The organism is Paracoccus onubensis, assembly GCF_003591515.1.
Classification (GTDB): Bacteria; Pseudomonadota; Alphaproteobacteria; order Rhodobacterales; family Rhodobacteraceae; genus Paracoccus; species Paracoccus onubensis.
The window spans coordinates 115736-129193 of the sequence record NZ_QZCG01000010.1 but is presented as its reverse complement, the minus strand read 5'-3'; the positions used below and the strand labels follow the sequence as shown (position 1 = coordinate 129193).

At 60.8% G+C, this 13458-nt stretch carries 12 protein-coding genes; 7 read left to right on the top strand and 5 right to left on the bottom strand.

The window, feature by feature from the left end; all coding sequences use genetic code 11:
- Positions 1-44: 44 nt before the first annotated feature.
- From D3P04_RS15235 to D3P04_RS15225, 3 genes are all read right to left on the bottom strand, one after another.
- Positions 45-968 (bottom strand): class I fructose-bisphosphate aldolase, encoded by a 924-nt coding sequence (locus D3P04_RS15235; protein WP_119750381.1) that lies wholly within the window; start codon positions 966-968, stop codon positions 45-47.
- A gap of 172 nt (positions 969-1140) precedes the next feature.
- Entirely contained in the window at positions 1141-1737 is a 597-nt protein-coding gene (locus D3P04_RS15230) for a peptidylprolyl isomerase (protein WP_119750379.1), read from the bottom strand.
- Positions 1730-2236, bottom strand: coding sequence for a peptidylprolyl isomerase (locus D3P04_RS15225; RefSeq protein WP_119750377.1), 507 nt, complete (start codon positions 2234-2236; stop codon positions 1730-1732). The genes D3P04_RS15230 and D3P04_RS15225 overlap by 8 nt, the downstream gene beginning before the upstream one ends.
- 162 nt (positions 2237-2398) lie before the next feature.
- Between D3P04_RS15225 and D3P04_RS15220 the strand changes: the two genes are divergently transcribed.
- From D3P04_RS15220 to glmM, 6 genes are all read left to right on the top strand, one after another.
- On the top strand, positions 2399-3601 hold the full coding sequence (locus D3P04_RS15220; protein ID WP_119750375.1) for a phosphoglycerate kinase: 1203 nt from the start codon (positions 2399-2401) through the stop codon (positions 3599-3601).
- Positions 3602-3745: 144 nt separating this feature from the next.
- Positions 3746-6334: a putative PEP-binding protein gene (locus tag D3P04_RS15215; protein ID WP_119750373.1), complete on the top strand. Its 2589-nt coding sequence runs from the start codon at positions 3746-3748 to the stop codon at positions 6332-6334.
- A 237-nt stretch (positions 6335-6571) separates the two neighbouring features.
- The gene (locus D3P04_RS15210; protein WP_232845027.1) at positions 6572-7264 is read left to right on the top strand and encodes a cell wall hydrolase; all 693 of its coding nucleotides are present in this window, start codon (positions 6572-6574) and stop codon (positions 7262-7264) included.
- A 45-nt stretch (positions 7265-7309) separates the two neighbouring features.
- Positions 7310-8122 (top strand): dihydroneopterin aldolase, encoded by an 813-nt coding sequence (locus D3P04_RS15205; protein ID WP_232845026.1) that lies wholly within the window; start codon positions 7310-7312, stop codon positions 8120-8122.
- 5 nt (positions 8123-8127) lie between these two features.
- Positions 8128-9114 carry a dihydropteroate synthase gene (gene folP, locus D3P04_RS15200; RefSeq protein ID WP_119750371.1) on the top strand — a complete coding sequence of 329 codons (987 nt, stop codon included), beginning with the start codon at positions 8128-8130 and terminating at the stop codon, positions 9112-9114.
- A 2-nt stretch (positions 9115-9116) separates the two neighbouring features.
- Complete coding sequence (gene glmM / locus D3P04_RS15195) at positions 9117-10460, top strand: phosphoglucosamine mutase (RefSeq protein WP_119750369.1); 1344 nt, start codon at positions 9117-9119, stop codon at positions 10458-10460.
- Positions 10461-10721: 261 nt separating this feature from the next.
- Here the strand turns inward: glmM and D3P04_RS15190 are convergent, their stop codons facing one another.
- Positions 10722-11858 (bottom strand): FAD-dependent monooxygenase, encoded by a 1137-nt coding sequence (locus D3P04_RS15190; protein WP_119750367.1) that lies wholly within the window; start codon positions 11856-11858, stop codon positions 10722-10724.
- 86 nt (positions 11859-11944) lie between these two features.
- The gene (dksA, locus tag D3P04_RS15185) at positions 11945-12367 is read right to left on the bottom strand and encodes an RNA polymerase-binding protein DksA (protein WP_119750365.1); all 423 of its coding nucleotides are present in this window, start codon (positions 12365-12367) and stop codon (positions 11945-11947) included.
- A gap of 184 nt (positions 12368-12551) precedes the next feature.
- Here dksA and D3P04_RS15180 point away from each other — a divergent pair, with 184 nt between their 5' ends.
- The gene (locus D3P04_RS15180; RefSeq protein ID WP_119750363.1) at positions 12552-13391 is read left to right on the top strand and encodes an AAA family ATPase; all 840 of its coding nucleotides are present in this window, start codon (positions 12552-12554) and stop codon (positions 13389-13391) included.
- Positions 13392-13458 lie beyond the last annotated feature (67 nt).

Here is a 13458-nt window from a genome sequence, read left to right as displayed (position 1 = left end):
AAGCGCTGCCGCGCCGAGAAGGACGGCACAGCCAGGTCGCCGTCTCAGGCACCCTTGTAGATATCGACCAGCTTCTGCAGCATATCCAGCGCGTCCTCGCGCGATCTCTGGAAGCTGTTGCGGCCGATGATCGATCCGTTGCCGCCGCCGTCGCGAATGGCCTTGGCATCGTCGTAAACTGCATCGGCCCCTTTTGCGGCCCCGCCCGAGAAGACGACGATCCGGCGACCGGCAAAGGCCGATTGCATGCAATGCTCAACCCGCTTGGCCTGGGTCGAGATATCGATCTTCTGCGCTTCATAGACCTTTTTGGCCTCGCCCAGTTCCAGATGATCGGTGGACAGCTTGATCTTGATGATATGCGCCCCCAGCAACGCGGCCATCTGCGCCGCATAGGCCGCGATATCGATTGCCGTCTCGCCATCCTTCGAGATCGCCTCGCCGCGCGGATAGGACCAGATCACGGTCGCCACGCCCTTGGCGGCGGCCTCCCGGCGCATTTCCTTGATTTCCTCGAACATATCCAGCGCCATGTCCGAGCCCGGATAGATCGTGAAACCGATCGCCGCGCAGCCAAGCCGAAGCGCGTCATCCACGCTTGCCGTCAGGGCCTGATTCTTGCCCGCGGTATCCGACATCAGGCTGTTGGCGCTGTTGACCTTGAGAATGGTCGGAATCTGGCCCGCGAACGTGTCGGCCCCAGCTTCAATCATGCCCAGCGGCGCGGCAAAGGCGTTCAGCCCCGCATCGATCGCAAGCTGATAATGGTAATGCGGATCATATCCGCCCGGATTAGGTGCGAATGACCGGGCCGGTCCGTGCTCGAAGCCCTGATCAACCGGAAGAATGATCATCTTGCCGGTTCCTGCGAGCTTGCCGGTCATCAGCATACGCGCAAGCTGCGCCTTCACGCCCGGAGTTTCCCCTTCGTAATTCGCGAGAATGCGACGCACCGTATCGGTCATCATTATCAAATGCTCCTATCCTGATTGCGGGCTGCATAACATGCAGAGCAGCACTGACAATCTTGTTTTCGCTAACAGTTTTTCGATCCATTCCGGCGGGCGGAAAACGGCCAGTTTCCCGCCGGACAGGCCGCGACGACGGCCGGAAAAAACCTCCGGCCTACGTCTTTCCCGGTTATTTTTCGATCGTGATGCTCAGCATGTAATCGGGATCATCCACAGCCCCATTCGCATCGGGATCGCCTTTTTTGATATCGTTCAGCACATCCCAGCCATCGACCAGCTGACCTACAGCGGTATATTCGCCATCAAGGAAGGTCGCCGGGGCAAGATCTATGAAGAACTGGCTATTGGCGCTGTCAGGATTCTGCGAACGCGCCATGCCCACGGTTCCCTGCTGGAAGGACACGTCACCGAATTCGGCCTTGAGGTCGGGCAAATCCGATCCCCCCATCCCCGCACGCGCGGTGTCGCCGTCCTGCTTGCCGAATTCGACATCGCCGGTCTGGGCCATGAAACCATCGATGACGCGATGAAACACCACCCCGTCATAGGCCCCGGACTCGGCCAGTTCGATCAGCCGCGCGACATGGTTCGGAGCCTTGTCCTCATACAGATCCAGCGTGATGGTGCCTTTCTCGGTGCCATCCGCGGCGGCGACCGTAATCACCATATTCGGCCCCGGGCCGTCGCTGACGCCGGGCAATCCCTCGGCCATGGCTCCGCCTGCCATCAAGGCAAGCGCGGCGGGAACAAGCAGGAACTCACGCATCGGCAGCCACCTTCACCGAAATCATGCGGTCGGGTTGCGCAGGCGGCTCGCCGCGGGTGATCTTGTCGACATGCTCCATGCCCTCGATCACCCGGCCATAGACCGTGTATTGACCGTTCAGGAAATGATTGTCGCCGAAATTGATGAAAAACTGGCTGTTGGCGCTGTTGGGATTGGCAGAACGCGCCGCACCCAGAGTCCCGCGATCATGCGGCAGCTTCGAGAATTCCGCCGGCAGATCCGGCAGGTCCGAACCGCCGGTGCCCGCGCGGCCGGGATTCCAGTCGTTTTCCATATTCGCATGCTGAACATCGCCGGTCTGCGCCATGAAACCGTCGATCACCCGGTGAAACGCGACATTGTCGTATTTGCCGGCGCGCGCGAGTTCCTTCATCCGCTCGCTATGCTTGGGTGCCACGTCGGGCAGCAGTTCGATCACCACGGGGCCGTCCTTCAGCTCGATGATGATGGTGTTTTCGGGATCCTTGATATCGGCCATGGGGTGCTCCTTTAGCTGTCTGGATCTAGGTCTAGGCGGATGTCGGCCCGAGAGCAACGTGGCATTCACTGACAATCCTGTCAGACTTTGGACCTGTTGACGCGAACGCGATCATGCGTGACAAGCGCCATGACGCCCCACAGCCTGCGAAAAGGACCCGACATGGCCGAATTCAAAACCATCGACGATATGGATCTGAACGGAAAAGCTGTGCTGATCCGCGTGGATCTGAATGTGCCGGTAGATCAGGGCCGGGTCACGGATACCACCCGAATCGACAAGATCGTCCCAACCGTCAAGGATATCCAGGCCAAAGGCGGCATTCCGGTCCTGATGGCCCATTTCGGCCGCCCCAAGGGCAAGCCCGTGGAAAGCATGAGCCTGAAACAGATCGTTCCGGCACTTGAGGCGGCCTTGGGGCAGAATGTGGCTTTCGCGACGGATTGTATCGGCGGGCCGGCGAAACGGGTCGTCGCGGCGCTGGAGCCGGGCGATGTCGCGCTGCTTGAGAATACCCGCTTTCATGAAGGCGAGGAAAAGAACGACCAGATCTTCGCGGCATCGCTGGCCGCGCTGGGCGGGGCCTATATCAATGACGCATTCTCGGCCTCGCACCGGGCCCATGCCTCGACCGAGGGGCTTGCACGGCTTCTCGAGGCCGGAGCGGGACGCCTGATGGAGGCCGAGCTCAAAGCGCTTGACGCCGCGCTTGGCAATCCTCAGCGTCCTGTCGCCGCCGTGGTCGGGGGCGCCAAGGTCTCGACCAAGCTGGATCTGCTGATGAACCTGATCGAGAAGGTCGATCACCTGATCATCGGCGGTGGCATGGCCAATACATTCCTTGTCGCCAAAGGCGTCGAGGTTGGCAAATCGCTGGCCGAGCGTGACATGGCGGATACTGCCCGCGCCATTCTGGAAAAAGCCGAGTCAGGGGGCTGCACGATCCATCTGCCCACCGATATCGTCGTCGCACGGGAATTCAAGGCCGGGGCCGAAAGCGAGGTTCTGCCGGTCGATCAATGCCCCGCGGATGCGATGATCCTTGATGCAGGCTCCGAAACCGTCAACGCCATCCGCGAGATCTTCGCCAAGTGCCGCACCTTGGTCTGGAATGGCCCGCTGGGAGCCTTCGAGATCGCGCCTTTCGATCGGGCGACCAACGCCGCGGCGCAGGCGGCTGCCGAGGCCACGCGCGAGGGCAAGCTGGTTTCCGTCGCCGGTGGCGGTGACACAGTGGCGGCATTGAACCAGGCCGGCGTCGCCGGGGATTTCACCTTCATCTCGACCGCAGGCGGCGCGTTTTTGGAATGGATGGAAGGCAAGGACCTGCCGGGCGTCGCCGCGCTTTACGCGGCTGCGAACTAAGCCTTATTCCGACAGGCATAGCGGGCCGGATTGCATCCGGGCCGCCTGCGTTCCGGCATTTCAGCATCTGGATGATGCAAGACGGGCTCCTGCCCGCTTTTCGCACTTGCGGCAAGACGGCCCTGCCGCCTATCTTCGGCTACCATGGATAAACGGACCACGACAATTCTGACCCGGATCACGCCATCGGCAAAGATCGATCGCGCGCGTCATGGCTGGCGCGCGAAATGCCTGCAAAGGCTGATCCGGATGGAGTTGCCGGTTCCTGCCAGCTTTGCCCTGCCCCATGCGGTCGTGCAGATGATCGCCTCGGGGCAAGCTGTCGATCTCGATCCGCTGAACACGCTGTTTGCGCAGGAAGACGGGCTGGTGAGTGTCCGGCCCTCGGCCATGAACCCGGAATGGGGCGGGCCGGGAACCGTCCTGAATGTCGGCATAAACGATGCGACACATGACCGGCTGGCCAAGCGGATCGGTCAGGACAATGCCGATGCGATCTATTTGTCCTTCGTGCAGAGCTACGCCATCAATATCGCCCGTCTCGATCCGGATATGTTCTCGCAATCGGGCAAGAATGCGCTGGCCGAGGCTCTGCGGAACTATCGCGACGAAATGGACGAATCCTTCCCGCAAGAGCCCGAACGCCAGCTTGCCGGGGTGCTGCGATCCATGTCACGCGCATGGGACGGCCCGACCGCACGGCTTTTGCGGCAGGCCAAAGGCGCACCTGCTGACGCGCCTCTGGGACTTGTGGTGCAGCAGATGCGGCTGGCACTGGGGCCCGGATTATGCGGATCGGGCACGATCCAGTTCACCGATTCCGTCACCGGCGAGCCTCGGGTCACGGGCCGGTTTCGTGGTCAGAAACATGGCGAAACCGTCGGAGCCGGTGCCGAAACGCTGTTTCTGACCCGTGATGAACGCGGCATATCACTTGAAGAGACCGCACCGGAAATTTTCGCGGATCTGGTCCGTTTCGGTGTCGCTGCCCGTGAACGGCTGCGCGAAGAGATGCAGATCGAGTTCATGGTGACGAACGGGCAGATATCGTTGATCGACGCGCTGCGCGTCCCCCGAAGCTCTCGTGCCGCGGTCCGGATCGCGGTGGCGCTTGCCCGTGATGGCGTCATCCCCCGCGAAGAAGCTGTGATGCGGGTCGAACCACGCGCCTTGACCGACCTGCTGCACCATCAGATCGACCCACGGGGCAAACGCGACGTGATCATCCGGGGGATCAATGCCAGCCCGGGAGCGGCAACCGGAAAGATCGTGCTGTCCGCCGCCGCCGCGCAAGCTTCCGCCGCGCGCGGAGAGCCCTGCGTTCTGGTTCGCCGCGAAACTTTGCCAGAGGATATCCGGGGGATGCATGCCTCGGTCGCTGTGCTGACAGAACGGGGCGGCATGACCAGCCATGCCGCCGTGCTTGCGCGCGGGCTTGGCCTGCCCTGTATCGTTGGTGCTTCGGGCTTGAATATCGATCTGCGCAATCGCAGCGTGACCGTGGGCCGGCTTGTCCTGAACGAAGGCGATGAAATCACCATTGATGGCAGTTCGGGTGACGTTCTGGCCGGGGCTCCTCCCATGCTCGAACCCGCGTTGGACGACGCGTTCAACCAGTTGCTCGAATGGGCCGATGCGGTCAGCGACATGGATGTGCGCGCCAATGCCGATACGCCCGAGGATGCCCGCACCGCCCGAAAATTCGAAGCGCGGGGCATCGGGCTATGCCGGACCGAGCATATGTTTTTCGAATCAGAGCGCCTGCACGCAATGCGCGAGATGATCTTCGCCGACAACGCCGAAGACCGGAAACTTGCACTTGATCGGATCCTGCCAATGCAGCGCAAGGATTTCACCGATCTTTTCGAGATCATGGCGGGGCTTCCGGTGACCATTCGCCTGTTCGATCCACCGCTGCATGAATTTCTGCCGCATGACCGCACCGGGCTGCGAGAACTGGCCGAAACCCTTGACCTGCCGCTTTCAACCGTGGTCCGCCGGGTCGAAGCACTATCGGAATTCAACCCGATGTTGGGGATGCGCGGAGTGCGTCTTGGGATCGCCGTTCCCGAGATCTACGAAATGCAGGCGCGCGCCATATTCGAGGCAACGATAGACGCAAGCCGCAAGGGCGCCGTCGTCGTTCCCGAGATCATGATCCCGCTTGTCTCGGCAATGCGAGAGGTCGAACTGGTCCAGAATCGCGTCGATGCGGTAGCCGCTGCGGTCCGGAATGACCGGCACGCCAATTTTACCTATCGTCTGGGCGTCATGGTCGAGACACCCCGGGCTGCGCTGCGGGCCGGCGATATCGCCGCACATTCGGCCTTTCTGTCCTTTGGAACCAATGATCTGACCCAGATGACCTATGGCCTGTCCCGCGACGATGCCGGTCGTTTCATGGGCATTTACGTTCAGCAGCAGGTTTATTCCGAAGACCCGTTCCACATTCTCGATCAGGAAGGCGTGGGCGAGCTTCTGCTGATCGGCGCCGAGCGCGCCCGACGCAAATGCCCCGATATCACTGTCGCCGTCTGCGGCGAACATGGCGGAAATCCGGAATCCATCGCTTTCTGTCACGAAGCCGGTTTCGATTACATCTCCTGCTCTTCATTCCGGGTACCGATCGCCCGGCTGGCCGCCGCGCAAGCCTCGATTCGCTGTCCCCGGGCAAAGAAGCAAACCGATTCGTTTGATTTCGAATCGATTCGGGCCTCCGGGCCACAAAAATAGTTCCGATTCGGCCATTTTTTGACCCAAGAATGGCTGATTCCAGCTGTTTATCACGTATTTTCCAGCAATTTTCCGCCGCTTCCGCGCTGCAGCATCGGATATTTGGCGTTAACGGGTATGTGATATGGATTTGTCAACAACCAAAAGCCTATTCAATTTCTGATTTGAATGGCCGTCTGCTCTCGGTCGTTTGCCCGTTCTGCCCACCCACCGGGCCAATAAAATTCAGGACTAACAATGCCAAAGCTGCTTCAACGGCTTATGGGGGTTTGTGTAACTGTTGCTGTCGCCCTGCCCGCCGCGCCCGTCGCTGCCTCTGAAGGAAATGCCTCGCTATTCTCGGCCGAGCAATCAGTTTCCGGAATCAAGACTTCGGTTTCCCGCGCCTCGCTGTTTACAGCAGAGGTGGATCCGTTCGGCAGTATTTCCAATCCGATGGATATGCCGCGTCCCAGACCGCTGCTTTATACCGATGCCGAGCCTGTCGCCATCGAGGGCGGGCCGGAAGAAATATATCCGCCGACGCCCGGCCCGTCCTACAGTTCTGCCGATCTGGAATGCCTCGCGGAAGCATTGTATTTCGAAGCCCGTGGCGAAGGCCGGGACGGTCAGGCCGCTGTGGCGGAAGTGATCCTGAACCGCGTCGAAAGCAAAAACTTCCCGTCGAGCGTTTGCGATGTCGTGAATCAGCCCAGCCAATTCAGCTATACGATCGGCGGCCGCAAAACGATCCGCAACAAAAGCACTTATCGCCGCGTTCTTGCCGTCGCGGAAGAGGCGCTTGACGGCTCGCCGCGCGGGTTGACCAACGGCGCGACCTATTTTCACAGCACATCGGTCCGGCCGAACTGGTCCCACCGCTTTTTCCAGACAGCCAGGATCGGTCGCCATATCTTCTATTCGCCCAAGCAACGGATCGCCTCGAACTGACGCGAAACGCAACTCTGGCTTGCGCCGGGAGCGGATTTAGGGTGAATGGCGGTCATGGAAACCTGTGACCGCATACATCTTCGCGACCATGTCGTTCTTGCCGATATCGGAGCCTTCCAGTCCGAACGGGGCGAGCCCCAGCGGCTGCGCTTCAATATCACCGTGGAACTCCACGACCAGACGACAAGCCGCGACGATCAGGTGGACAGCGTTCTGTCTTATGACGTGCTGACCCAGGCGGTCGCCGCCGCGTTGGCCGATCAGCGTTACAACCTTGTCGAGACTCTGGCCGAAAAGATCGCCGCCGAAGTGCTGGCACATCCCCGTGCTGCCCGGATCGAAGTTTCGGTCGAAAAACTTGACCGCATTCCCGGCGCATTGGGCGTCACGATCTGTCGAACCGTCGGCAGGATGACCGCAGGGCAGGCAGAATTACCGGTTTCGGTGCTGCTGTGGAAAGGATCGGGCGATTTTCCGGACGGCGCGGTTATCCTGATCCCCGATGCGCCCGGCCTTCCCCTTCCCGAAGGCCAGAACAGGCGGCGGATTGCCATGCTGGCATTGGATCAGGCGGCCTGGGCCCTGTCAGGCCGGCTTGGGCTTGAGGTCGCGGAAAGCCGAACCGAACTGGATGACGCGATCAGATCCGCACGCCCGGTTGTTTGGGCTCCGGCAAGGCTGGCGGCGGATATCCCGGAAATCGAGGCCGATCCCATGCATCTCGCGGGCTGGCTGGCCAACCGGCTTGGCGCGGAAGCCGTCCTGGTGACCTTGCCCGACGACACGCCCCTGCCGGAACCTCCTGCCGGTTTCCCTGTCCCGCTGCGCCGCGCTTCCGGGTCGGGCCAGCAAGTCTGAACGTCATGGAAACGCGGCGCATCTATTATCGTCCAATCCCCCTGAATACCGGCGGGCGCTGGCCCTTGGCCGGAGGTCCGGTCGGTTTCTCGCAGCTCGAACGGCTTGAACGTGGCCGGGCTCCGGAAATTTGCGACCGGGTTCCCGCAGATATCCTTGAAACGCTGACCGCCGCCCGCCCGCCGATGATGGGGATGAGTTTCGACCGCCCGCGCCTGATGGGAATCGTCAATGCGACGCCGGACAGCTTTTCGGACGGTGGCAGCTATGATCCGATTCGACAGGGTGATGCCCTGATCGCGGCAGGTGCGGATATTCTTGATATCGGCGGAGAATCGACTCGCCCCGGCGCGCAGGAAATCCCCGTCGAAGATGAAATCGCACGTATCGCCCCTGCCATCCGGGAATTATCGTCGCGAATCCCCATATCCGTGGATACGCGCAAATCCGGGGTCGCCGCTGCCGCGCTCGGGGCCGGCGCGTCGATGGTCAATGATGTCTCGGGATTCGATTTCGATCCCGCGCTTGCCTCCGTGATCTCGGAAAGCGGCTGTCCTGTTTGCCTGATGCATGCGCAGGGCCAGCCTGAAACCATGCAGGACAATCCGAGATATGACGATGTCTTGCTGGACGTATATGATGCATTGGACGCAAGATTGGCACGGGCGGAAGCTGCGGGCATAAAGCGCAGCCGCATCTTCGTCGATCCGGGGATCGGCTTTGGAAAGACCCAGGACCATAATCTTGCCCTGCTAAGACGGATTTCGCTGTTTCACGGTCTGGGCAGCCCGATATTGCTGGGCCTGTCGCGCAAGCGTTTCATTGGCGTGATTGGTGGGGCAGAACGGCCGGCGGACCGGATGCCGGGCACATTGGCACTGACATTGGCCGCGATCGCGCAGGGGGTTCAGATACACCGCGTCCATGACGTCGCCGAGATTGCACAGGGCCTGCGCCTGTGGCAAGCGGTAGGGCAAAACACAGAGGCATAGACATGAGCGAAAAGCTGTTCGGAACCGATGGTGTGCGCGGGCGCGCCAATACCCACCCGATGACCGCGGAAATGGCTCTGCGCCTTGGCGCGGCTGCAGGCAGGTTCTTTCGACGGGACGGGCGCAACGGGCATCGGGTAGTCATCGGCAAGGATACACGGCTTTCGGGATATATGCTGGAAAACGCCCTGACCGCCGGCCTGACCTCGACAGGGATGAATGTCCTTCTTCTGGGGCCGGTGCCGACGCCTGCAGTGGGCTACCTCACCCGCTCGATGCGGGCAGATCTGGGCATCATGATCTCGGCGAGCCATAATCCGGCCGAGGATAATGGCATCAAGTTCTTTGGCCCGGACGGTTTCAAGCTCTCCGATCACGCGGAAGACGAAATTCAGAATATCGTCTCGGGCGAGATCACGCCCGCGCAGCCCGCGAATATCGGCCGCGCCAAGCGGATCGATGACGGGCGTGGGCGTTACGTCGAATATGCAAAGACGACCTTTCCCGGCGGACAGCGGCTGAACGGCCTGAAAGTGGTCGTTGACTGCGCCCATGGCGCCGCCTATCGCGCCGCACCCGAGGTCCTGTGGGAACTGGGCGCCGACGTGATTCCGCTTGGTGTCGAGCCGAATGGCTTCAACATCAATGACAATGTCGGAAGCACCCATCCCGAAACCTGCGCCAAGGCAGTTCTCGAACATGGCGCGGATCTGGGGATCACGCTGGATGGCGACGCGGACCGGGTGCAGATCATCGACGAAAAAGGCAATCTGGCCGATGGCGATCAGATCATGGCGCTTCTGGCCTCGCGCTGGGCGCAGCAGGGCCGTCTGAAAGGACATGCCCTGGTCGCGACGGTGATGTCCAATCTGGGGCTGGAGCACTATCTTGACGGGCTTGGCCTGCGGCTTGAACGCACCCGTGTGGGCGATCGCTATGTGGTCGAACGGATGCGTGAAGGCGGCTATAATCTGGGGGGCGAGCAGTCGGGGCATATCGTCATGACCGATTACGCGACCACTGGCGACGGGCTGATCGCGGGGCTGCAATTTCTGGCTGCCATGTCCGACAGTGGCGAATCCGCCAGCCAGCTGGTGTCCCAATTCGATCCGGTGCCGCAAATGCTGAAAAACGTCCGTTACGCCGCCGGCACGGATCCGCTGGCCGTGGCCGCGGTACGCTCGGTCATTTCGGAGGTCGAGGCACGGCTGGGCAGTTCAGGCCGCGTGCTGATCCGAAAATCGGGAACCGAGCCGCTGATCAGGGTCATGGCCGAGGCAGAGGACGAAGCTCTCCTGCACGAGATCATCGATGAGATCGTCGCGGCCGTCGAAACGGCAGCGTAACGGCTCCGACTATGATTGCGAGCCCAATCCTGGATTCCACATAGAGAATGCATGAAATAATATTGTATTTAAATATGAATTTCCCTTCATGCTGCTAACTCCTCCCCCCTTCTTCTTTGTGGTAAATACCTCGGGGGGCGCCGGCGGGTCGCGCCACTGGTTCGAGAACCAGCCGGCGACGGGCGGCGCCCCCGGCCGTCGCGGGTCACGCAGGATTGCGTTTCCAGCCAGGCAACACGCATTCCGATATCCGACACTCGTTCAGCGTGACAGCAACACCCCGGTCGGATCGAAATCGTAAAGCCAGTCGAACCGGGACAGCATCAGCCCCGGGGTCAGCCGGTCCGCCGCGCGCAGGGCCAGATGCGCGGCAAACCGTTTCACGCCCGTCAGGTGATAATTGCGGGCATTCTGGTTCGATGCCCTGACAATACGCGTCACCCTTGGCCTGCGCAGCTGTTCAAATCCGGCCAGTGCCGCCGCCTGATCGGGATCGGCATCAAGGCAGGCCGCAAGAAGCCAGGCATCCTCGATGGCCATCGCCGCGCCCTGCGCAATGAACGGCAATGTCGGATGAGCGGCATCGCCGATCAGCACCAGACGACCATCCTGCCAGACATGGGCAACCTCGTGACGGAACAATCCCCAGATATGGGTCCGTTCAACCGCGGCAAGCCAGTCCCGGACCGGAGCAGCGAAATCCGCAAATGCGGCCCTCAGGTGATCCGGGTCATCCTGATGCGACCAGCCTTCCTCCTGCCAATCATACCGTTCCTGTACGGCAACGATATTCCGCAACCCGCCCGGAAGTGGATAACTGACAAGATGGCGGTGCGCCCCCATATAAACCTGCGCCTCGGCCAATGCGGTTTCCGGCTGGCGAATGATGGCTCGCCATGCGGTCTGATGGGTGAAAAACGGTACCTCGCGGCCGTTCAGAAACGCGCGGATATTGCTGTGCAACCCGTCCGCGCCAATGATCAGATCGCCCTCGGGCGGGTGCTTGACCTCTTGTCCCAATTCAATGCTGACACCGGCGCGACGGGCAGCATCCGCCAGGTATTCGATCAGGCTGGCGCGATGAATAAGGCGGAAATCCGCATCGGGCCGATGGCCGCGCAGATCAAGCTTTGCGACGCCTCGTCCCTGATCATCATGCAGGCGGACGGCCTCGTTGCGCAAAGAGATCCGCCGCAGCCCCTCCCCCAGTCCCAAGGCGTCGATAACGCGCATCGCATTGGGAGAAAGCTGCAATCCTGCCCCCAGTTCACGAATGGCCGGGGCACGTTCAAGGACGGTGACGCGGGCGCCTTTTCCGGCAAGAGCCAAGGCAGCGGTGAGCCCCGCGACCCCAGCCCCGACGATGGTTGCGAAACGATTCCGTAACCCGCCGCTCATCACAGATAATTTACATGAACGCACCGCCGGAACGACGCGGAATCAGCAGCGGCCATCCGTTTCCCCGGTGACGGAAGCGGCATCGTTCAGTCGTCGCGATGCACCCGCTCGCGCCGCTCATGACGCTCCTGCGCCTCCAGGGTCATGGTGGCGATCGGACGGGCGTCAAGGCGCTTAAGGCTGATCGGCTCTCCGGTGACTTCGCAGTAACCGTATTCTCCGGTCTCGATCCGACGCAGTGCGGAATCGATCTTGCTGACCAGCTTGCGCTGTCGGTCACGGGTGCGCAGTTCCAATGCCCGATCAGTCTCTTCGCTGGCACGGTCGGCAAGATCGGGCACGCTGCGGGCGCTATCCTGCAATCCTTCCAGCGTCTCGGCCGATTGTTCGAGTAATTCCTGCTTCCATGCTTCCAGTTTCCGGCGGAAATATTCAAGTTGCCGGTCATTCATGAACGGTTCATCTTCGGCGGGGCGATAATCCTGTGGAAGGAAGGTCTGCGCTTTCATAGGTCCTCCGGCGATGCAAGGTGAGATCGGTTAACCTACACCTTCGGCGCCCCATTAACCGATGAAGCGGAGGTTGTCACTAGCCGAGTATTCGCTAATTGCATGAATGATCAAATCCTGACAAAGATTTCCCGGCCCCAATCGGGAAATTTCCCAGATCATTCTCGAGCAAGGAGAACTGCGCATGAAATTCACCGGGACTGATCGCTATGTCGCTCCGCCCGAACTGGCCATTGCCGTCAATGCTGCCGTCACGCTTGAACGCCCGCTGCTGGTCAAGGGCGAACCGGGCACCGGCAAGACCGAACTTGCCCGTCAGGTCGCCGGGAGTCTGGGGCTGCCGATCATCGAATGGCATGTGAAATCGTCCACCAAGGCACAACAGGGGTTGTATGAATATGACGCCGTCAGCCGGCTGCGCGACAGCCAGCTTGGCGACGAGCGCGTGCATGATGTCGCCAATTACATCCGCAAAGGCAAATTATGGCAGGCATTCGAGGCAGAACAGAAAACCGTCCTGCTGATCGACGAGATCGACAAGGCGGATATCGAGTTTCCGAACGATCTGCTGCAGGAACTCGACCGGATGGAATTTCACGTCTACGAGACCGCGCAGACCATAGAAGCGCGTCATCGTCCGGTGGTCATCATTACCTCGAACAATGAGAAGGAATTGCCCGACGCATTCCTGCGGCGCTGCTTCTTCCATTATATCCGCTTTCCCGATGCCGGAACGCTTCGCGCCATCGTGGATGTGCATTACCCGGGCATCAAACCGCGCCTGCTGGACGAGGCCCTGACACAATTCTTCGAATTGAGGGATGCGCCGGGCCTGAAGAAGAAGCCTTCGACCAGCGAATTGCTCGATTGGCTCAAACTGATTCTCGCCGAGGATCTTTCACCCGAGGATCTCAGGCGGGATCCGGGTGAAGCGCTGCCGAAACTGCATGGCGCATTGCTCAAGAACGAGCAGGACGTGACCCTGTTCGAGAAACTCGCTTTCATGGCGCGCAGACAGCGATAATCGGTTCCGGCCAGATTTCCGCACCTCGACGCATCGCGATGCGGGCCCATTGATCAAAAGGCCCGCA

Coding starts and splice junctions, on each gene's coding strand:
- D3P04_RS15235 (WP_119750381.1), bottom strand. CDS start 968: ATGATGACCGATACGGTGCGTCGCATTCTCGCGAATTACGAAGGGGAA.
- D3P04_RS15230 (WP_119750379.1), bottom strand. CDS start 1,737: ATGCGTGAGTTCCTGCTTGTTCCCGCCGCGCTTGCCTTGATGGCAGGC.
- D3P04_RS15225 (WP_119750377.1), bottom strand. CDS start 2,236: ATGGCCGATATCAAGGATCCCGAAAACACCATCATCATCGAGCTGAAG.
- D3P04_RS15220 (WP_119750375.1), top strand. CDS start 2,399: ATGGCCGAATTCAAAACCATCGACGATATGGATCTGAACGGAAAAGCT.
- D3P04_RS15215 (WP_119750373.1), top strand. CDS start 3,746: ATGGATAAACGGACCACGACAATTCTGACCCGGATCACGCCATCGGCA.
- D3P04_RS15210 (WP_232845027.1), top strand. CDS start 6,572: ATGCCAAAGCTGCTTCAACGGCTTATGGGGGTTTGTGTAACTGTTGCT.
- D3P04_RS15205 (WP_232845026.1), top strand. CDS start 7,310: ATGGCGGTCATGGAAACCTGTGACCGCATACATCTTCGCGACCATGTC.
- folP (WP_119750371.1), top strand. CDS start 8,128: ATGGAAACGCGGCGCATCTATTATCGTCCAATCCCCCTGAATACCGGC.
- glmM (WP_119750369.1), top strand. CDS start 9,117: ATGAGCGAAAAGCTGTTCGGAACCGATGGTGTGCGCGGGCGCGCCAAT.
- D3P04_RS15190 (WP_119750367.1), bottom strand. CDS start 11,858: ATGAGCGGCGGGTTACGGAATCGTTTCGCAACCATCGTCGGGGCTGGG.
- dksA (WP_119750365.1), bottom strand. CDS start 12,367: ATGAAAGCGCAGACCTTCCTTCCACAGGATTATCGCCCCGCCGAAGAT.
- D3P04_RS15180 (WP_119750363.1), top strand. CDS start 12,552: ATGAAATTCACCGGGACTGATCGCTATGTCGCTCCGCCCGAACTGGCC.